Raw genomic sequence first — 18,595 nt, forward strand, 5'->3', positions numbered from 1 at the left:
ACGGGTGGAAATGCGTGGTCAGGCTGTGCCATCTTCGAGTTAGCACACCAGCGAAGTTGAGCCGCTAGCTACCGCCGGTGACGCGTTCACCCACCTCTGTAGTGAAGATCGTTAAGGAGCATGCGCAATGTCTGCCGTTGGCACCCCCAAGAGCGCCGAACAGATCCAGAAGGACTGGGACACCAACCCGCGTTGGAAGGACGTCAGCCGTACCTACACCGCTCAGGACGTCGTGGCCCTGCAGGGCAGCGTCGTCGAGGAGCACACGCTGGCCCGCCGCGGCGCCGAGGTGCTCTGGGAGCAGCTGCACGACCTGGAGTACATCAACGCCCTGGGCGCCCTGACCGGCAACATGGCCGTTCAGCAGGTCCGCGCCGGCCTGAAGGCCATCTACCTGTCGGGTTGGCAGGTCGCCGGTGACGCCAACCTGTCCGGCCACACCTACCCCGACCAGAGCCTGTACCCGGCCAACTCGGTGCCGCAGGTGGTGCGGCGCATCAACAACGCGCTGCTGCGCGCCGACGAGATCGCCCGCGTGGAGGGCGACACCTCGGTGGAGAACTGGCTGGCGCCGATCGTCGCCGACGGCGAGGCCGGCTTCGGTGGCGCGCTGAACGTCTACGAGCTGCAGAAGGCGATGATCGCCGCGGGCGTCGCGGGGTCGCACTGGGAGGACCAGCTGGCTTCGGAGAAGAAGTGCGGCCACCTCGGTGGCAAGGTGCTGATCCCCACCCAGCAGCACATCCGCACGCTGACCTCGGCCCGGCTGGCAGCTGACGTCGCCGACGTGCCGACGGTGGTGATCGCCCGCACCGACGCCGAGGCCGCCACCCTGATCACCTCGGACGTCGACGAGCGCGACCAGCCGTTCATCACCGGTGAGCGGACCAAGGAGGGCTTCTACCGGGTCAAGAACGGCCTCGAGCCCTGCATCGCCCGGGCCAAGGCCTACGCGCCGTACTCGGACCTGATCTGGATGGAGACCGGGACCCCGGACCTCGAGCTCGCGGCCAAGTTCGCCGAGGGCGTCAAGTCCGAGTTCCCCGACCAGATGCTGGCCTACAACTGCTCGCCGTCCTTCAACTGGAAGAAGCACCTGGACGACTCCACCATCGCGAAGTTCCAAAAGGAGCTTGGCGCAATGGGATTCAAGTTCCAGTTCATCACGCTGGCCGGCTTCCACGCGCTGAACTACTCGATGTTCGATCTGGCCTACGGCTACGCCCGCAACCAGATGAGCGCCTACGTCGAGCTGCAGGAGCGCGAGTTCGCCGCCGAGGAGCGCGGTTACACCGCGACCAAGCACCAGCGCGAGGTCGGTGCCGGTTACTTCGACCGCATCGCCACCACGGTCGACCCCACCTCGTCGACCACCGCGCTGACCGGCTCCACCGAAGAGGGTCAGTTTCACTGAGGACGAGCGGGCTTTGGCCCGCGAGGATGAAGTGAAACCGGCGGGCTCGAGTCACTGAGGACGAGCGGGCTTTGGCCCGCGAGGATGAAGTGAAACCGGCGGGCTCGAGTCACTGAGTCACTGAGGGGTGCTGAGCAGGCACGGAATCGTTCTTCTGCGGCCCAGTTGAGGCGATTCCGCGCCGGTTCGGCGATGAAGTAGCGTAGGCCCCGCCCAGTTGATACTGGGCGGGGCCTATTGCGGTGCAAGACGATACGACACCGAAAGAGATGACAGTGAGCGACGCAGCGATTCAGCGGGTAGGGGTTGTCGGGGCCGGCCAGATGGGATCCGGCATCGCCGAAGTCTCGGTGCGTGCCGGTGTCGACGTGACGGTGTTCGAGACCACCGAGGCCCTGATCACGGCCGGACGCAACCGCATCGTGAAGTCCCTGGAGCGCGGGGTCAGCGCGGGCAAGGTCACCGAGCGCGAGCGCGACCGCGCGCTGAGCAAGCTGACCTTCACCACCGACCTCGAGGACCTCGCCGACCGCCAACTGGTCATCGAGGCGATCATCGAGGACGAGGCCGTCAAGGCGGACATCTTCGCCGAACTCGACCGCGTCATCGGCGACCCCGACGCGGTCCTGGCGTCCAACACCTCCAGCATTCCGATCATGAAGATCGCCGCCGCCACCAAGAACCCGCAGAGAGTGCTGGGGCTGCACTTCTTCAACCCCGTGCCGGTGCTGCCGTTGGTCGAGTTGGTCAGCACCCTGGTCACCGACGAAGCCGCCGCCGCGCGCACCGAGGAGTTCGCGAGCGCCGTCCTGGGCAAGCAGGTGGTGCGCTGCTCGGACCGGTCCGGCTTCGTCGTCAACGCGCTGCTGGTTCCCTACCTGCTGTCGGCCATCCGGATGGTGGAGGCCGGCTTTGCCACCGTCGAAGACGTCGACAAGGCGGTCGTCGCCGGGCTGTCACACCCGATGGGCCCGCTGCGGCTGTCCGACCTCGTCGGTCTGGACACCCTGAAGCTGATCGCGGACAAGATGTTCGAGGAATTCAAGGAGCCGCAGTACGGTCCGCCGCCGCTGTTGCTGCGCATGGTGGAGGCCGGCCGGCTCGGCAAAAAAGCGGGCCGGGGTTTCTACAGCTACTGACGACCCGCCGCGCAACGCCGACGACACCGATATTCCGCTCGGGAAGTCAAGACAGCGTTGGGTTTTCCGGTTAGTATGCTCGTGTTAAATACACGAAAGGGTAATCGGGAACCCCATGACCACATTGACTCCGTTCTATGAAGAATCGCAATCCATCTACGACGTTTCGGATGAGTTCTTTGCGCTGTTCCTAGATCCGACAATGGGCTATACGTGCGCTTATTTCGAACGCGGCGACATGACGCTCGAAGAGGCGCAGAATGCGAAGTTCGATCTGGCGCTGGGCAAATTGAATCTCGAGCCGGGGATGACGCTGCTCGACATCGGTTGCGGCTGGGGGGGAGCGCTGCAGCGGGCGATCGAGAAGTATGACGTCAACGTGATCGGGATCACGCTGAGCCGCAACCAGTTTGCCTACAGTAAGGCCAAACTCGCCGCTATCCCCACCGAGCGCAGCGTCGAAGTCCGCCTGCAGGGCTGGGAAGAGTTCGAGGACAAGGTCGACCGGATTGTCTCCATCGGCGCCTTCGAAGCCTTCAAGGCGGACCGCTGGCCGGCGTTTTTTGAACGCGCCCACCACATCCTGCCCGACGACGGCCGGATGCTCTTGCACACCATTTTGACCTATCAATGGCAGCAGATGCCCGCACTCGGCATCAAGCTGACGATGAGGGATATAAGATTCGCGCGATTCATCGGCACCGAGATTTTCCCAGGCGGCCAGTTGCCGACGCAGGAAGATATTTTCAAATTCGCTGAGCCCGCCGGGTTCTCGGTCGAAAAGGTGCAATTACTGCGTGAGCACTACGAGCGGACTCTCAATATATGGGCGGCAAATCTGGAGGCCAACAAGGAAGAGGCCATCAGGATCCAGTCGCAGGAGGTCTACGACCGGTATATGCACTACCTGACCGGCTGCGAGGACTTCTTCCGCAAGGGCATCAGCAATGTCGGCCAGTTCACCCTCGTGAAGTAGGCGGCGAGGGACCGGGTTTCGTTCCGCTACTTTTCCAGCGTGAACTGATCCACGTCGGTGTAACCCTGGCGGAACAGCTTCGCGCATCCCGTCAGGTACTTCATGTAACGGTCGTAGACCTCTTGGGACTGGATGGCGATGGCCTGCTCGCGATTGGCCTCGAGGGCGGCCGCCCAGGTCTCCAGCGTCCTCGCGTAGTGCAGCTGCAGCGAGTGCACCCGGGTCAGCTCGAACCCGGCCGTGACCGCGTACTCCCCGACGGTCTGCGGTGTGGGCAGCCAGCCCCCGGGGAAGATCTCGGTCAGGATGAATTGCGAGAAGTGCACGATCTCGCGGGTGAGCTTCATGCCCCGCGCGCGGGCGTCTTTGAAAGACGGGCGAACGATGGTGTGGAGCAACATCACACCGTCGGACGGCAGCGCTTGGTAGGCCATCTTGAAGAAGCGGCCGTAGCGCTGGCGACCGAAGTGCTCGAAGGCGCCGATCGAGACGATGCGGTCGACGGGCTCGTGGAACTTCTCCCACCCCTCCAGCAGCACTCGCCGGGTGCGGGGCGTGTCCATCGCGTCGAACGTCTTCTGCACGTGCTCGGCCTGGTTCTCCGACAACGTCAGGCCCACGACGTTCACGTCGTACTTCTCGATGGCCCGCCGCATGGTGGCGCCCCAGCCGCAGCCGATGTCGAGCAGCGTCATCCCCGGCTCGAGCTTCAGCTTGCCCAGCGCCAGATCGATCTTGGCCAGCTGCGCCTCTTCCAGGGTCATGTCGTCACGCTCGAAGTAGGCGCAGCTGTACGTCTGGGTGGGGTCCAGGAACAAGCGGAAGAAGTCGTCGGACAAGTCGTAGTGGGCTTGCACGTTTCCAAAATGCGGCGTGAGCTGCACGGACATGTCGAGTAGAGCCTTTCGTTTATGCGGAGGCAGGGATCGCCGGCCAGCACGACGCAACCCTGCGTCACCCCCGATGCACCCCTGCATGTTAGCCGCTACGGCAATGCAAGTCGCTCTCCCCAGCCGGTCATAGCGTCACACGAGACGGACCGAATTGACAAAAAGCCGCGCTGCGTTGCAGCTCACTCGAGCGGGGACTGATCCGCATGCTCACGGGGCGGCACGATCGGCGACGGATGGGGCTCCGCGCGGAACTTCTGCAGCGATCCGCCGACCTCGACGATGCCCTTCAGCGCGTTCCAGCTCAGCATCGTCAGGTAGTCGATCAACTCGTCGCGGCTCATGCGGGGGGAGGACATCCAGGAGTGCGTGGCCAGCTGCACGCCGCCGACGATCAGGTAGGACCACGGCTCCACACCGCCGGTGTCCATCCCGGCCTGCTGCATGCGGCGCCGCATCATCACCGCGAGCATGCGGGCGATGATCCGCTCGGAGTCGGCGATCACCTTGCTCTTGCTCGCCGAGCTGTTGGACATCACGAACCGGTACGGCTCGGGCTCGGACGCCACGGTGTCGACGTACACCCGGATGACCTCGCGGGTCAGGTCGAAGCCGTCCAGGTTGGACGTCAGCGCCGCGGCCATGTTGGGAATCAGTGTGGTCTGGGTGAACCGCATCATCACGGCGGTGGTCAGGTCGTTCTTGTCGACGAAATAGCGATACAGCACGGTTTTGGAGACGCCGATCTCCGCGGCGATGTCGTCCATGCTCAGGGTGCCGCCCCGCCGCCGAATCGCATCGATCGTGCCGTCTACCAACTCGTTGCGGCGCTCCACCTTGTGCTGGTGCCAGCGCCGCTTGCGGCCATCCGTCTTAACCGCCGCAGCCAACGTTCGCTCTGCCACTGTCGCCGAATCCCATTCACTAGACGCCTCGATACTACGGCGTGCGGACGTGTTTGGGGCTCCGGCCGCATCCCGGCGCGGGCCGCCGACCAGTGTCGTCACACTAATCGCCCGCGAACGATAGATGATGGAGTGGTGGTACACAGAGCCTCGCCTCGAGGCGAAGCGTCGGGACCGCACGCCGCGGCGCCGAGCCCGACGCCACCGTCGACCGGAACGGGGCGTCCACACACCTCGTTCGCCGAATCCTTCGCCGGCGCCGACCCGCAGGCCGACGCGGAGCGCCGGGTGGCGCTGCGCCGGATGAAGGCCGTGGCGCTGGGCTTCCTGGTCGGCGCCACCGTCCTGTTCCTCGCCTGCCGCTGGGCCCAGGCGCACGCCCACCTCGGCGCCTGGGTGGGCTTCGTCGGAGCCGCGTCCGAGGCGGGGATGGTGGGCGCGCTGGCCGACTGGTTCGCGGTGACCGCACTGTTCCGGCATCCGCTGGGCATCCCCATCCCGCACACGGCGATCATCAAGCGCAAGAAGGATCAGCTCGGCGAGGGGCTGGGCACCTTCGTGCGGGAGAACTTCCTGTCGCCGCCGGTGGTGGAGACCAAGCTGCGAGACGCCCAGGTGCCCGGCCGGCTCGGCAAGTGGCTGTCGGAGACCGCGCACGCCCAGCGCGTGGCCGGCGAGACGGCGACGGTGCTGCGGGTGCTGGTCGAGCTGCTGCGTGACGACGACGTTCAGCAGGTGATCGACCGGATGATCGTCCGCCGCATCGCCGAGCCGCAGTGGGGGCCGCCGGTCGGGCGGGTGTTGGCGACCCTGCTGGCCGAGAACCGGCAGGAGGCCTTGATCCAGTTGCTGGCCGACCGCGCATTCCAGTGGTCGCTGAACGCCGGCGAGGTCATCCAGCGCGTGGTCGAGCGCGACTCGCCGACGTGGTCGCCGCGCTTCGTCGACCACCTGGTCGGCGACCGCATTCACCGCGAGCTGATGGACTTCACCGACAAGGTGCGCCGAAATTCCGATCACGAGCTGCGCCGGTCTGCCACCCGGTTCCTGTTCGAATTCGCCGACGACCTGCAGAACGACGCGGAGACCATCGCGCGCGCCGACGCGATCAAAGAACAGCTGATGGCGCGCGACGAGATCGCCAACGCCGCCGCGACGGCCTGGAAGACCCTGAAACGGCTGGTGCTCGAGGGCGTCGATGACCCCTCCAGCACGCTGCGCACCCGCATCGCCGACACGGTGGTCCGCATCGGGGAGTCGCTGCGCGACGACGCCGACCTGCGCGACAAGGTGGACAACTGGATCGTGCGCGCGGCCCAGCACCTGGTTTCGCAATACGGGGTGGAGATCACGGCGATCATCACCGAAACCATCGAGCGCTGGGACGCCGAGGAGGCCAGCCGGCGCATCGAGCTCCACGTGGGCCGTGACCTGCAGTTCATCCGGATCAACGGCACCGTGGTGGGCTCGCTGGCGGGCCTGGTGATCTACGCCGTCGCGCAGCTACTTTTCTAGTAGTGCTAACAAGTGCTTGCAATAGCAAGCACTTGTAGTAGTCTGTGGTCGTCACGATCGATCGTCCGACCCAGGAGCACGCGATGGGGCCCGAGGAGAAGCTCTCCGCCAAGGTGTCCAACGCCGCCTCCGACATGGCGTCGGACATCGGGAGTTTCATCCGGAGCCAGCGCGAACTCGCGCAGGTCTCGGTGCGCCAACTCGCCGAGAAGTCCGGTGTCAGCAATCCGTACCTGAGCCAGGTGGAACGCGGGTTGCGCAAGCCGTCGGCCGACGTGCTCAACCAGATCGCGAAGGCGCTGCGCGTCTCCGCCGAGGTGCTCTACGTGCGGGCCGGAATCCTCGAGCCCAGCGACAAGAGCCAGGTGCGCGACGCCATCATCACCGACACCGCGATCACCGAGCGACAGAAGCAGGTTCTGCTCGACATCTACACATCGTTCACCCAACAAAACGAATCCAGTGAGCCAACCAGCGAGGAGTGTTCGTCCGAACCCATCGGGTAGCGCTGGTGAGGTATAGACCACCGACCGCCCGGGTTACCCAGAAGCGAGGATCCGACGGACCCCGGAGGAGAAACACCCGCTCGCCTGGCTCCCACAACAACACCAAGAACGCCGACAACGGAAAACCATGAAAGGAAAAACCATGGCGGACAACACGAATATCGAGGACTTGCGGGCTCCCCTGCTGGCGGCCCTCGGCGCGGCAGACCTGGCTCTGGCGACGGTCAACGAATTGATCGCCAACCTGCGTGACCGCGCGGAGGAGACCCGCGCCGACACCCGCTCGCGGGTGGAGGAGAGCCGCGCGCGCCTGACCAAGTTGCAGGAGGACCTGCCCGAGCAGCTGGGCGAGCTTCGCGAGCGGTTCACTAGCGACGAACTGCGCAAGGCGGCCGAGGGCTACCTGGACGCGGCGACCAACCGCTACAACGAGCTGGTCGAGCGGGGCGAGGCCGCCCTGCAGCGGCTGCGCAGCCAGACGGGCCTGGACGACGCCTCCGCCCGCGCCGAGGGCTACGTGGACCAGGCCGTCGAGCTGACCCAGGAGGCGCTGGGCACCGTCGCGTCGCAGACCCGCGCCGTCGGTGAGCGCGCGGCCAAGCTGGTCGGCATCGAGCTGCCCAAGAAGTCCGACGAGGCCGCCGGGAAGGCGCAGACGGCCGTCGCCAAGAAGGCGCCCGCCAAGAAGGCTCCGGCCAAGAAGGCTCCGGCCAAGAAGGCCGCCGCCAAGAAGGTCACCCAGAAGTAAGTCGAGCGGACGACTCGGAGTTGTCGATCGGGCAACTCTGAGTCGACGTTTCCGATGGCGCCCGCATACGCTTAAGGCGTGAGCCACCTCGTGGGTACCGTCATGTTGGTCTTGCAGATCGCCGTCTTGGTCACGGCGGTATACGCGTTCGTGCATGCCGCCTTGCAGCGGCCCGACGCCTACACCGCCGCCGACAAGCTGACCAAGCCGGTGTGGCTGGTGATCCTCGGCGGGGCCGTCGCGCTGACGTCCATTCTGAGTTTCGTCTTCGGGGTACTCGGGATGGCCATCGCCGCGTGTGCGGCGGGCGTGTATCTGGTCGACGTGCGACCCAAACTCCTGGAAATTCAAGGTAAGTCGCGCTAGCGCGATGAAGGCGCTGCTGACGGCGCCGGCGGCGGCGCTCGTCGCGCTGTGGGGCCCGGGCAGTGCGGCGGCGGCCGACCCGGTCACGATGTCGCCGCCGTTCATCGACCACACCCAGTGGGCGCAGTGGCATGGCCTGGCCAGCCTGCGCGTCTACCCGACACCGTCGGGCCGGCTGGCCTCCACGCAGCCCGCCAACGCCGCCCTCGCCGACGAGGCGTGGGGCGAGGTGCTGGCGCTGTCACCGAACGCCGACACCCCCGGCATGCGCGCTCAGTTCATCTGTCACTGGCAGTTCGCCGAACTGGCGGAGCCCGGCAAGGTCAGCTGGAACCTGGAGCCGTGGCGACCCGTCGTCGACGACGCCGAGATGGTGGCGTCCGGATGCAACCCGGGCGGACCCGAGGAAAGGTTCTAGTGGCGAGCAAACCCACCCGCGCCCAATTGGCGGCCATGGTCGACCACACCCTGCTCAAGCCCGAGGCCACGGAGGCGGACGTGGCCGCCCTGGTCGCCGAGGCCGCGGAGCTGGGCGTCTACGCCGTGTGCGTCTCGCCGTCGATGGTGCCCGTCGCCGTGCGAGCCGGGGGAGTCCTACCGGTGGCCAGCGTGGCGGGTTTCCCGTCGGGCAAGCACACGTCGGCGATCAAGGCGCAGGAGGCCAAACAGGCCGTGGCATCCGGCGCCGCCGAGGTCGACATGGTCATCGACATCGGCGCCGCACTGGCCGGGAACATCGGCGCGGTGCGGGCCGATATCGCGGCCGTGCGCGCCGCCGTCCCCGATGCCGTGCTGAAGGTGATCGTGGAGTCGGCCGTGCTGTTGTCCGGGACGGACGAGGGCACGCTGGTCCAGGTGTGTCGCGCGGCCGAGGATGCCGGCGCCGACTTCGTGAAAACGTCGACCGGGTTCCATCCCGCGGGTGGCGCGTCGGTGCGCGCGGTCGCCGTGATGAGCCAGACCGTCGGCGGCCGGCTGGGCGTAAAGGCCAGCGGCGGCATCCGCGACGCCACCGCGGCACTGGCGATGCTGGATGCGGGCGCCACCCGGCTGGGCCTGTCCGGCACCCGGGCGGTGCTCGACGGGCTGGGCTGAATGGTCCGGCGCCTCAGCGCGCCCGCGCCGGACGGCTCAGACCGTCAGAGGTTGGCGAAGCAGGGGTCGTTGTTGTTGCCGGTGGGAATGCTCGCGTTCTGCGTCGAGAAGTGACTGGTCACACCGGTCGAGGTGACCTGGACGCTGTCCGCGTGGATGCCCAGCGGGTAGTTCTTGGTGAATTGCGACGTGAAGTCGTCCAGCGTCGACTGCACCGACTCCTTGGGCATCGTGAACCCGAGCGCGTTGAAGCTCATGATCTGCAGCTTCAGGCCGGTGCCCGACACCACCGGCTTGGTGGTGAGGTTGTCCAGCATGCCCTTGAGCTCGATGGTGCCGTCGTTGGGATGCGTGGTCACCGTGTTGGTCACGAACGGGCCGAGCACCGGAATCGCGTTCTGGACGGATTCCTTGATCCCGTCCGACGTCCACGTGATGGTCGCGTCGAGCGATCCGATGGTGCCCTTGGAATTCGCGGTGTTCTTGAGCTGGACGTTACGGATGTCGATGGCGATCTTCATGCCCTTGGCGTCGCGGACCTGGTTGCCCGCCGTCGTCACCGAGATGTTCGTGTAGTGCTTGGTGAGCTGCTGCCAGAGCATCAGCGGCGCCACCCCGAACGACGCGGTGGCCTGATCCTTGACCTCGCAGGCCACCGCCTCGGCGACCTTCCTGTTGGCGATGTGGCGGACATACAGCTCGGCGCCGACCAGCCCGGCGATCACCAGGCAGACCACGATGATGCAGACGAGCACGACCGAAAGCGGATCGCGCAGGAAGCGGCGCTTCTTCCCCGGCGCCGCGTTGCCGCCGGGTGTGGCCAGCTTCTCCGTCGGGCCCGCAGGCGGGATCGGTGGAGGCGGCGGCGGGTAATCGGGCTGCTGCATGCTCGGCGGGGGCGTGCCCAGCCGCTCGGTCTGACCCGGCGGCGGACCGGCGGACGGCGGCGGCGCGGCGGCACCGCCGGTATTGATCTGCTCGGTTGGCCGCTCGGTGGGGGGCTGGCCGAAGGCCCCCGGGCTGCCAGGACGGCCCCACGTCGACGGGTCGTTCGGTGGTCCTTGTGGGTTCGTCACCCGACCGATTCTGCCCTATCGAGCTGAGCGAAATGTGAGTGGTTGCGCAGCACCGCGATGCTCTCGCGGGCCTTGGCCACCCGTTCGACGTCGATGTCGGCGACCACCAACTCCGGCTCCGGGCCGGCCGACGCGACGACTTCACCGAACGGTGAGGCCACCAGGCTGCCGCCCACCCCGGTGGGCGCGCCCGTGTTCGTCAATGTCGCGCCGGGGTCGGCCTGGCCGGCGGCCGCGACGTACGTCATCGAGTCGAGCGCGCGCGCCCGCGCCAGCAGCGTCCACTGGTCGAGCTTGCCGGGGCCGGCGCCCCAGGACGCGCACACGGCGATCAGCTGCGCGCCGCGGCGGGCCAGCTCGGTGTACAGGGCCGGGAAGCGGATGTCGTAACAGACGGTCAACCCCACCCGCACGCCGGCGACCGTGATCACCACCGGCTCGCGGCCGGGTGCGACGGTGCGCGACTCGGTGAACCCGAACGCGTCGTAGAGGTGGATCTTGTCGTAGTGGGTGTCCGGTTCGTTGGGGCTGCCCGGGCCGGCCGCGATCAGCGTGTTCTTCACCCGGCCGTCCCCGGCCGGGGTGAACATGCCGGCGATCACCGCGATCCCGCAGTCGGTCGCGGTGCGCCGCACGCTCGTCGCCCATGGGCCGTCGAGCGGCTCGGCGATCGGCGCCAACGGAACGCCGAACCGGCACATGGTCGCCTCCGGGAACACCACCACGTCCGCGCCCGCGTCGGCGGCCCGTCCGCTGTACTCGCGCACCAGCTCCAGGTTCGCGACCGGATCGGTGCCGCTGGAGATCTGCGCCAACGCGATTCGCATGGGCGCCAGCTTAGGCCGGGCAGGTCACACCGTTCCGGCGATCCACTCCGTGGTGAACCGTTGTTCGGCCGCCACCAGCTCGGCCAGCCGGGTGCCGATGATGTTTTCCAGCTTGCCGCCGATGATCGGGACGCGGACCTGGACGGTGGCCCGGAAGCTCAGTCGCGCACCGCCGGTCTTCGGGATCGACGACAGCATGGCGGTGCCGGTGAGGTGCACCGGGGCGTCCAATATCGAGCCGACGACCGTACCCCGCGCCGCGCCGTCGGCTACCGGTCCCCACGTTTCCTCGCGGCGGATGCGCAGATCGCCGCTGTGCAATTGCGTGACCATCCCCGGCAGCTTGTGGCTGTGGATCACCTGGACGGTGACGACCTCGACGGTGTCTTCGTCCCCGGTCTCGCCGCCGACCCGCATCGACTCCAGCGTTGCGAGGTCAACGCCGGATCCGGCCAGCCGTGCCAACCAATAGGTCTCGTCGGTGAACGCCCGATGCACCTCGTCAACGCTGCCGTCGTAGTCGGCCGACAAGTCGAATGAACGCGGCATAGCAGGTGAGGCTACCGTTACGGGCCATGAAATCCAGCGATGCCGGTTCGACATTCGCCGGCGCGCATGTGGCCGACGCGGTGTCGCTCGCGCCGCTGACGACGCTGCGGATCGGGCCGGTGGCGCGCCGCCTGATCACCTGCGCCAGCACCCAGCAGGTGCTCGACGTGCTGGCACAGCTGGACGCCGAAAGCCGTGGGGGAGAACGTGGCCCGGTGCTGGTGTTCGCCGGCGGCTCCAACCTGGTGATCGCCGACACGCTGACCGACCTGACCGCGGTGCGGTTGGCCAACGACGGCATCGCCGTCGACGGCAACCTGGTGCGCGCGGAGGCCGGTGCGGTATGGGACGACGTCGTGGTCACCGCCATCGAGCACGGTCTGGGTGGGCTGGAATGCCTGTCCGGGATCCCCGGCTCGGCCGGGGCGACCCCGGTGCAGAACGTCGGGGCCTACGGCGCCGAGGTCTCCGACACCATCACGCGGGTCCGGATACTCGACCGCGGCAGCGGCGAGGTCCGCTGGGTGCCCGGCGGCGAGCTCGGCTTCGGCTACCGCACCAGCGTGTTCAAGCGGACCGGTCACGCCGGGTTCGAAATGCCTTGGCTCGTACTGGAAGTCGAGTTCGCGCTGGATGCCTCGGGGCGCAGCGCGCCGCTGCGCTACGGTGAACTCGCGGCCGCGCTGGGCGCCGGCAGTGGGGAGCGTGCCGATCCCCGGGCGGTCCGCCGGGCGGTGCTGACGCTGCGCGGCCGCAAAGGCATGGTGCTCGACCCGGGCGACCACGACACGTGGAGCGTGGGTTCGTTCTTCACCAACCCGGTCGTCGCGCCCGAGGTCTACGAGCGGCTGGCCGCCGGCTTCGAGGGGCCGGTCCCGCACTATCCGGCACCGGACGGCGTCAAGCTGGCCGCCGGCTGGCTGGTGGAGCGGGCCGGCTTCGCCAAGGGTTATCCCGCCGATCCGGCGGCCCGGTGCCGGCTGTCCACCAAGCACGCATTGGCGCTGACCAACCGCGGCGGCGCCACCACCGAAGACGTGCTCGCACTGGCCCGCACCATCCGCGACGGCGTCCGCGATGTGTTTGGTGTCACACTGAAACCCGAGCCGGTGCTGCTGGGCTGCAGGCTGTAGCTCGGAATCCCTCCCACGACCGCCCCGACGGCGATTTGTCGCGGCGGGGTTGATGGATTTTGCCCGGTATCTTTGTTTTTCGTGAGCACGTCGCAGAACCCGCCGCCGATCAACCGGCGCGTGGCTTTGGCGACCCTCGGACTGGGGGTGTTCGCCCCGAGCCTGTTGGCCGCGTGCAGCGGCACCACGTCCAGGCAGGCCCAGAAGAAGGAGCAGCCCGGGCCGCAGCTGAAGTTCCAGCCGGCCGACGCGACCGAGAACGTGGTGCCGATCGCGCCGATCAGCGTCCAGATCAGCGACGGTTGGTTCCAGCACGTGGCGCTGACGAATTCCGCGGGCAAAGTGGTGGCGGGCAAGTTCAACTCCGACCGCACCGTCTACACCACCACCGAGCCGCTGGGCTACGACTCGACCTACACCTGGACCGGATCGGCGGTCGGGCACGACGGCAAGGCGATCCCGGTCGCGGGCAAATTCACCACCGTGTCGCCCACCAAGAAGATCAGCGGGGCGTTTCAGCTGGCCGACGGGCAGACCGTCGGGGTGGCGGCGCCGATCATCATCCAGTTCGACGCGCCGATCACCGACAAGGCCGCCGTCGAGAAGGCGCTGACCGTCACCACGAATCCGCCCGTCGAGGGCAGCTGGGCCTGGCTGCCCGACGAGGCGGCCGGCGCCCGGGTGCACTGGCGCACCCGCGAGTACTACCCCGCGGGCACGACCGTCAACGTCGACGCCAAGCTGTACGGCCTGCCGTTCGGCGACAGCGCGTACGGGGCCGAGGACATCTCGCTGAATATCGCGATCGGTCGCCGGCAGGTGGTGAAGGCCGAGGTCTCGTCGCACCGCATCCAGGTGATCAGGGACGAAGGCGTCATCATGGACTTTCCGTGCAGCTACGGCGAGGCCGACAAGGCGCGCAACGTCACCCGCAACGGCATCCACGTGGTCACCGAGAAGTACGCCGACTTCTACATGTCCAACCCCGCGGCCGGCTACAGCCATGTGCACGAGCGGTGGGCGGTGCGGATCTCCAACAACGGCGAGTTCATCCACGCCAACCCGGCGAGCGCGGGCGCGCAGGGCAACACCAACGTCACCAACGGCTGCATCAACCTGTCGACCGGCGACGCGGAGCAGTACTACCAATCGGCGATGTACGGCGACCCGGTCGAGGTGACCGGCAGCTCCATCCAGCTGTCCTACTCCGACGGCGACATCTGGGACTGGGCGGTCGACTGGGATACCTGGGTCGCCATGTCGGCGCTGCCGCCGCCGACCGCGCGTCAGCCGTCGACGCAGATCCCGGTCACCGCGCCCGTCACCCCGTCGACCGCTCCCAGCCTGTCCGGCACGCCGACGACCACGACCACGAGCACTAGCCCCGGCGGTTAAAGCGGGTGGCCGACGCCTGATCGCGGGGCTTCATCACGATCAGGTCGAGGTCGACGTGGGATGGCCGGGACGCCACGAAGCCGATCACCTCGGCGACGTCCTCGGCGACCAGCGGGGTGATGCCGCTGTACACGGCGTCCGCCCGCTGCTGATCGCCGTCGAAGCGCACCAGCGAAAACTCGGTCTCGACCGCGCCCGGCGCGATCTCGGTCAGCCGCACCGGCTTGCCCAGCAGCTCGCCGCGCAGCGTGCGGTGCAGCGCTCCCTGGCCGTGTTTGGCCGCGGTGTACCCGGCGCCGCCGTCGTAAACCTCAAGTGCGGCAACGGAAGTCACCGTGATGATCAGGCCGTCGCCGGAATCGATGAGCTTGGGCAGCAGCGCGCGGGTGACCCGCAGCGTGCCCAGCACGTTGGTCTCCCACATCCATCGCCAGTGCTCGAGGTCGGCGTCGGCGACCGGTGCCAGCCCGCGGGCGCCACCCGCGTTGTTGACCAGCACGTCGACCCGGCTCAACTCATCGGCCAGCGCGGCGACCGCGGCGTCGTCCGTGACGTCGGCCGCAATCGCCGTTCCGCCGATCTCCCTGGCCAGGGCGTTGATCCGGTCTGCCCGCCGCGCCACCGCGACCACGTGGAAGCCCTGGGCGGCAAGGGTGTGGGCCGTCGCCTCCCCGATCCCGGAACTGGCACCGGTGACCACCGCGACCCGCTCATTCCTGATATTTCCCACCATCGAAACAACCTTAATGAACGTGCTAAATTTTTGGGGTGCACCTCAGCGCCCTGTCCAGCACCACGACCACCGCGTGTCTTTGCGCGGCGGGTGCGTGTTGTTGTCGCGCACTTTGCCGCTCCTGACTTTCAGGTGTGGCCAGTGACGGCCAACGAAAATCGGACAAAAGGACGCTCGTGCGCACGAACACCCTCACCCAGACTCACGATTCGACCAACCGTGCCGGCCGCAAGGGGCACCGGACGGTGCGCCGGCAGATCCTGCCGCCGGCACTGCACATCCCCGACTCCGCGGCCGCCTCGGTGTTCCGGGCCGTCCGGCTGCGCGGCCCCGTCGGGCGTGACGTCATCGCCGGCGTCACCTCGCTGAGCATCGCGACGGTCAACCGCCAGGTCATCGCCCTGCTCGACGCCGGCTTGCTGCGCGAACGCGCGGACCTGGCCGTCGCGGGCGCGATCGGCCGGCCCCGCGTGCCGGTGGAGGTCAACCACGAACCGTTCGTGACGCTGGGCATCCACGTGGGCGCGCGGACCACCAGCATCGTGGCCACCGACCTGTTCGGTCGCACGCTCGACACCGTCGAGACACCGACACCGCTGAGCGCCGCCGGGCCCGCGCTGGCGTCGCTGGCCGACAGCGCCGCCCGTTACCTGCGCCGTTGGCATCGGCGCCGCCCGCTGTGGGTCGGCGTCGCCATCGGTGGCACGGTCGACAGCGCCACCGGGCACGTCGACCACCCGCGGCTGGGTTGGCGGCAGGCGCCGGTCGGCCCGGTCCTGGCCGACGCGCTGGGGCTGCCCGTCTCGGTGGCCTCCCACGTCGACGCCATGGCCGGGGCCGAGCTGCTGCTCGGCATGCGGCGATTCCTGCCCAGCTCGCCGACCAGTCTCTACGTCTACGCGCGCGAGACCGTGGGCTACGCGCTGGTGATCGGTGGACGGGTGCATTGCCCGGCCAGCGGCCCCGGCACCATCGCGGCCCTGCCGGCCCACTCCGAGCTGCTCGGCGGCACCGGCCAGCTGGAGTCCACGGTCAGCGACGAGGCGGTGCTCGCCGCCGCGCGCCGGCTGCGGATCCTGCCGTTTTCGCCCGCGGGCCGCGCCAACGCGCCGGCCGCGGGCATCGCCGACCTGCTGCGGCTGGCCCGGGCCGGCAACGACCAGGCCAAAGAGCTGCTGAACGAGCGCGGCCGGGTGCTCGGGGAGGCGGTGGCGCTGCTGCGCGACATGCTCAACCCCGACGAGCTGGTGGTCGGCGGGCAGGCCTTCACCGAGTACCCGGAAGGGATGGCGCACGTGGAGGCGGCGTTCGCCGAGCGCTCGGTGTTGCCCCCGCGCGACATCCGTGTCACCGTCTTCGGCAATCGGGTGCAGGAGTCCGGCGCGGGCACCGTGTCGCTGGGCGGCCTGTACGCCGACCCGCTCGGTGCGATGCGGCGGGTCGGGGCGCGGCTGCGCGATGTCGCCGCCGACGAGCCGTCCGCTTAGCGCGAAGTCCTGTGCTGGGCGTTGGGCTCGTGAATGGAGCCTCCTGTAAAGATGACAGAGTGCGCCACGATGACGTCTTCCGGCTGAAACCGCGCCGTGTCGCCGTGTTGGCGGTGCACACCTCACCGCTGGCCCAGCCGGGCACCGGCGACGCCGGGGGCATGAACGTCTACGTGCTGCAAACCGCGTTGCACCTGGCGCGCAGGGGCATCGAGGTGGAGATTTTCACCCGGGCCACCGCATCCGCCGACCCGCCGGTCGCGCGGGTGGCGCCCGGCGTGCTGGTGCGCAACGTGGTGGCGGGGCCGTTCGAGGGCCTGGACAAATACGACCTGCCCACCCAGCTGTGCGCGTTCGCCGCCGGGGTGCTGCGCGCCGAAGCGTCGCACGAACCGGGCCACTACGACATCGTGCACTCGCATTATTGGCTGTCCGGACAGGTCGGCTGGCTGGCCCGCGACCGCTGGGCGGTGCCGCTGGTGCACACCGCGCACACGCTGGCCGCGGTGAAGAACGCGGCGCTCGCGGCCGGCGACGCGCCAGAGCCGCCACTGCGCACGGTCGGCGAGCAACAGGTCGTCGACGAGTCGGACCGGCTGATCGTCAACACCGATGACGAAGCCAGGCAACTGATTTCGCTCCACCGCGCCGACCCGGCGCGCATCGACGTCGTCCACCCCGGGGTGGATCTCGAGGTGTTCCACCCGGGCGACCGCCGGGCGGCCCGGGCCGCGCTGGGGTTGCCGCTCGACGAGGACGTGGTCGCGTTCGTCGGGCGGATCCAGCCGTTGAAGGCGCCCGACATCGTGTTGCGGGCCGCCGCGCAATTGCCGGGCGTGCGCATCGTGGTGGCCGGCGGCCCGTCGGGCAGCGGCCTGGCGTCCCCGGACGGTCTGCGGCGGCTGGCCGACGACCTGGGCATCGCGGCGCGGGTGACCTTCCTGCCCCCGCAGTCCCGCACCGACCTGGCCACCCTGTTCCAGGCGGCCAACCTGGTCGCCGTGCCGAGTTACTCGGAGTCGTTCGGTCTGGTGGCCGTCGAGGCCCAGGCGTGTGGCACTCCGGTGGTCGCCGCCGCGGTCGGCGGCCTGCCGGTGGCCGTGCGCGACGGGATCACCGGCACGCTGGTGCCCGGCCACGGCGTCGACCGGTGGGCGGACGCCCTGGACCGGCTGCTGCGCCTGCGCGCCCCCCAGGCCGAGGCGATGAGCCGCGCGGCCGCCGCGCACGCGGCCACCTTCTCCTGGGAGAACACCACCGATGCGCTGCTGGCCAGCTATCGCCGGGCGATCAGCGGGTACATCGCCGAGCGCCGAGGGGTGGGCGCGTGACCTCCACCGTGGAGCGGGTGATCGAGGACGCGCTGCAGGCCAGTGGGCTGAAATATTCGAAACAAGAGGGGGCCCACGGCGGCCTGTCGGGCCTGGTGGTGGAGCTGCCCGGCGAGCGCAAACTCAAGACCAACACCATCTTGAGCATCGGCGAGCATTCGGTGCGGGTCGAGGCGTTCGTGTGCCGCAAGCCCGACGAGAACCACGAGGGCGTCTACCGCTTCCTGCTCAGGCGGAACCGCCGCCTCTATGGGGTGGCCTACACCCTGGACAAGGTCGGCGACATCTACCTGGTGGGCCGCATGTCGCTGGCGTCGGTGGACGCCGACGAGATCGACCGAGTGCTCGGACAGGTGCTCGAAGCGGTGGATTCGGACTTTAATACGTTGCTGGAGTTGGGTTTTCGCTCATCGATCCAGAAAGAATGGGAGTGGCGGGTGTCCCGCGGCGAGTCGCTGAAGAACCTCGAGGCGTTCGCTCACCTGATCGACGAAGACGACGAATAAGCTA

The 18,595-nt window shown here is 68.2% G+C and carries 20 protein-coding genes; 14 read left to right on the forward strand and 6 right to left on the reverse strand.

The features are described from left to right. Positions 1–127: 127 nt before the first annotated feature. The 3 genes from aceA to AWC03_RS12620 all read left to right on the forward strand — a co-directional run bounded on the left by aceA (position 128) and on the right by AWC03_RS12620 (position 3,529). Positions 128–1,414 (forward strand): isocitrate lyase, encoded by a 1,287-nt coding sequence (gene aceA / locus AWC03_RS12610; protein ID WP_085240803.1) that lies wholly within the window; start codon positions 128–130, stop codon positions 1,412–1,414. A gap of 275 nt (positions 1,415–1,689) precedes the next feature. Beyond that, positions 1,690–2,553 carry a 3-hydroxybutyryl-CoA dehydrogenase gene (locus AWC03_RS12615; protein WP_090421514.1) on the forward strand — a complete coding sequence of 288 codons (864 nt, stop codon included), beginning with the start codon at positions 1,690–1,692 and terminating at the stop codon, positions 2,551–2,553. A gap of 115 nt (positions 2,554–2,668) precedes the next feature. Next, on the forward strand, positions 2,669–3,529 hold the full coding sequence (locus AWC03_RS12620; RefSeq protein WP_085240805.1) for a cyclopropane mycolic acid synthase family methyltransferase: 861 nt from the start codon (positions 2,669–2,671) through the stop codon (positions 3,527–3,529). 26 nt (positions 3,530–3,555) lie between these two features. Here the strand turns inward: AWC03_RS12620 and pcaA are convergent, their stop codons facing one another. Together pcaA and AWC03_RS12630 are read right to left on the reverse strand one after the other, a co-directional pair. Further along, complete coding sequence (gene pcaA / locus AWC03_RS12625; RefSeq protein WP_085240806.1) at positions 3,556–4,419, reverse strand: cyclopropane mycolic acid synthase PcaA; 864 nt, start codon at positions 4,417–4,419, stop codon at positions 3,556–3,558. A 182-nt stretch (positions 4,420–4,601) separates the two neighbouring features. Then, positions 4,602–5,324 (reverse strand): TetR/AcrR family transcriptional regulator, encoded by a 723-nt coding sequence (locus AWC03_RS12630; protein WP_085240807.1) that lies wholly within the window; start codon positions 5,322–5,324, stop codon positions 4,602–4,604. Between the two features lie 288 nt (positions 5,325–5,612). Between AWC03_RS12630 and AWC03_RS12635 the strand changes: the two genes are divergently transcribed. From AWC03_RS12635 to deoC, 6 genes are all read left to right on the forward strand, one after another. Further along, complete coding sequence (locus AWC03_RS12635; protein WP_244275255.1) at positions 5,613–6,839, forward strand: DUF445 domain-containing protein; 1,227 nt, start codon at positions 5,613–5,615, stop codon at positions 6,837–6,839. An 83-nt stretch (positions 6,840–6,922) separates the two neighbouring features. Continuing rightward, positions 6,923–7,345 (forward strand): helix-turn-helix domain-containing protein, encoded by a 423-nt coding sequence (locus tag AWC03_RS12640; RefSeq protein ID WP_085240809.1) that lies wholly within the window; start codon positions 6,923–6,925, stop codon positions 7,343–7,345. Between the two features lie 142 nt (positions 7,346–7,487). Further along, entirely contained in the window at positions 7,488–8,093 is a 606-nt protein-coding gene (locus AWC03_RS12645; RefSeq protein WP_085240810.1) for a heparin-binding hemagglutinin, read from the forward strand. 78 nt (positions 8,094–8,171) lie between these two features. Beyond that, positions 8,172–8,459, forward strand: coding sequence for a DUF2516 family protein (locus tag AWC03_RS12650; protein WP_067920761.1), 288 nt, complete (start codon positions 8,172–8,174; stop codon positions 8,457–8,459). Positions 8,460–8,463: 4 nt separating this feature from the next. After that, entirely contained in the window at positions 8,464–8,877 is a 414-nt protein-coding gene (locus AWC03_RS12655; RefSeq protein WP_085240811.1) for a DUF2599 domain-containing protein, read from the forward strand. After that, on the forward strand, positions 8,877–9,554 hold the full coding sequence (gene deoC, locus AWC03_RS12660; protein WP_090420252.1) for a deoxyribose-phosphate aldolase: 678 nt from the start codon (positions 8,877–8,879) through the stop codon (positions 9,552–9,554). Before AWC03_RS12655 ends, deoC begins: the two co-directional genes overlap by 1 nt. A gap of 44 nt (positions 9,555–9,598) precedes the next feature. Here deoC and AWC03_RS12665 read toward each other — a convergent pair whose 3' ends face one another. Genes AWC03_RS12665 through AWC03_RS12675 form a run of 3 tightly spaced genes read right to left on the reverse strand, consistent with a single transcriptional unit; the run spans position 9,599 to position 12,006 of the window. After that, a complete protein-coding gene (locus tag AWC03_RS12665) occupies positions 9,599–10,630 on the reverse strand; it encodes an LmeA family phospholipid-binding protein (protein ID WP_085240813.1) in 1,032 nt (343 codons plus the stop codon). Further along, positions 10,627–11,457 carry a carbon-nitrogen hydrolase family protein gene (locus AWC03_RS12670; protein WP_085240814.1) on the reverse strand — a complete coding sequence of 277 codons (831 nt, stop codon included), beginning with the start codon at positions 11,455–11,457 and terminating at the stop codon, positions 10,627–10,629. Before AWC03_RS12670 ends, AWC03_RS12665 begins: the two co-directional genes overlap by 4 nt. Positions 11,458–11,481: 24 nt before the next feature. Continuing rightward, positions 11,482–12,006 carry a DUF2505 domain-containing protein gene (locus AWC03_RS12675; protein WP_085240815.1) on the reverse strand — a complete coding sequence of 175 codons (525 nt, stop codon included), beginning with the start codon at positions 12,004–12,006 and terminating at the stop codon, positions 11,482–11,484. A 26-nt stretch (positions 12,007–12,032) separates the two neighbouring features. Between AWC03_RS12675 and AWC03_RS12680 the strand changes: the two genes are divergently transcribed. Together AWC03_RS12680 and AWC03_RS12685 are read left to right on the forward strand one after the other, a co-directional pair. Then, the gene (locus AWC03_RS12680) at positions 12,033–13,139 is read left to right on the forward strand and encodes a UDP-N-acetylmuramate dehydrogenase (protein WP_085240816.1); all 1,107 of its coding nucleotides are present in this window, start codon (positions 12,033–12,035) and stop codon (positions 13,137–13,139) included. Between the two features lie 33 nt (positions 13,140–13,172). Beyond that, a complete protein-coding gene (locus tag AWC03_RS12685; protein WP_211279230.1) occupies positions 13,173–14,534 on the forward strand; it encodes a L,D-transpeptidase in 1,362 nt (453 codons plus the stop codon). Here AWC03_RS12685 and AWC03_RS12690 read toward each other — a convergent pair. Further along, complete coding sequence (locus tag AWC03_RS12690) at positions 14,518–15,267, reverse strand: SDR family NAD(P)-dependent oxidoreductase (protein ID WP_085240818.1); 750 nt, start codon at positions 15,265–15,267, stop codon at positions 14,518–14,520. The two genes, AWC03_RS12685 and AWC03_RS12690, sit on opposite strands and share 17 nt — an antisense overlap. A gap of 176 nt (positions 15,268–15,443) precedes the next feature. Between AWC03_RS12690 and AWC03_RS12700 the strand changes: the two genes are divergently transcribed. From AWC03_RS12700 to AWC03_RS12710, 3 genes are read left to right on the forward strand one after another with little or no spacing between them, the layout of a single operon-like run. Further along, positions 15,444–16,754 (forward strand): ROK family protein, encoded by a 1,311-nt coding sequence (locus AWC03_RS12700; protein ID WP_085240819.1) that lies wholly within the window; start codon positions 15,444–15,446, stop codon positions 16,752–16,754. 29 nt (positions 16,755–16,783) lie between these two features. Beyond that, positions 16,784–18,085 carry a D-inositol-3-phosphate glycosyltransferase gene (gene mshA, locus AWC03_RS12705; protein WP_244275168.1) on the forward strand — a complete coding sequence of 434 codons (1,302 nt, stop codon included), beginning with the start codon at positions 16,784–16,786 and terminating at the stop codon, positions 18,083–18,085. After that, on the forward strand, positions 18,082–18,591 hold the full coding sequence (locus AWC03_RS12710; protein WP_085240821.1) for a type III secretion system chaperone family protein: 510 nt from the start codon (positions 18,082–18,084) through the stop codon (positions 18,589–18,591). The genes mshA and AWC03_RS12710 overlap by 4 nt, the downstream gene beginning before the upstream one ends. Positions 18,592–18,595 lie beyond the last annotated feature (4 nt).

Origin of the sequence: Mycobacterium europaeum (assembly GCF_002102155.1) — a bacterium.
GTDB lineage: Bacteria > Actinomycetota > Actinomycetes > Mycobacteriales > Mycobacteriaceae > Mycobacterium > Mycobacterium europaeum.

Coding starts and splice junctions, on each gene's coding strand:
- aceA (WP_085240803.1), top strand. CDS start 128: ATGTCTGCCGTTGGCACCCCCAAGAGCGCCGAACAGATCCAGAAGGAC.
- AWC03_RS12620 (WP_085240805.1), top strand. CDS start 2,669: ATGACCACATTGACTCCGTTCTATGAAGAATCGCAATCCATCTACGAC.
- pcaA (WP_085240806.1), bottom strand. CDS start 4,419: ATGTCCGTGCAGCTCACGCCGCATTTTGGAAACGTGCAAGCCCACTAC.
- AWC03_RS12640 (WP_085240809.1), top strand. CDS start 6,923: ATGGGGCCCGAGGAGAAGCTCTCCGCCAAGGTGTCCAACGCCGCCTCC.
- AWC03_RS12645 (WP_085240810.1), top strand. CDS start 7,488: ATGGCGGACAACACGAATATCGAGGACTTGCGGGCTCCCCTGCTGGCG.
- AWC03_RS12655 (WP_085240811.1), top strand. CDS start 8,464: ATGAAGGCGCTGCTGACGGCGCCGGCGGCGGCGCTCGTCGCGCTGTGG.
- AWC03_RS12670 (WP_085240814.1), bottom strand. CDS start 11,457: ATGCGAATCGCGTTGGCGCAGATCTCCAGCGGCACCGATCCGGTCGCG.
- AWC03_RS12675 (WP_085240815.1), bottom strand. CDS start 12,006: ATGCCGCGTTCATTCGACTTGTCGGCCGACTACGACGGCAGCGTTGAC.
- AWC03_RS12680 (WP_085240816.1), top strand. CDS start 12,033: ATGAAATCCAGCGATGCCGGTTCGACATTCGCCGGCGCGCATGTGGCC.
- AWC03_RS12690 (WP_085240818.1), bottom strand. CDS start 15,267: ATGGTGGGAAATATCAGGAATGAGCGGGTCGCGGTGGTCACCGGTGCC.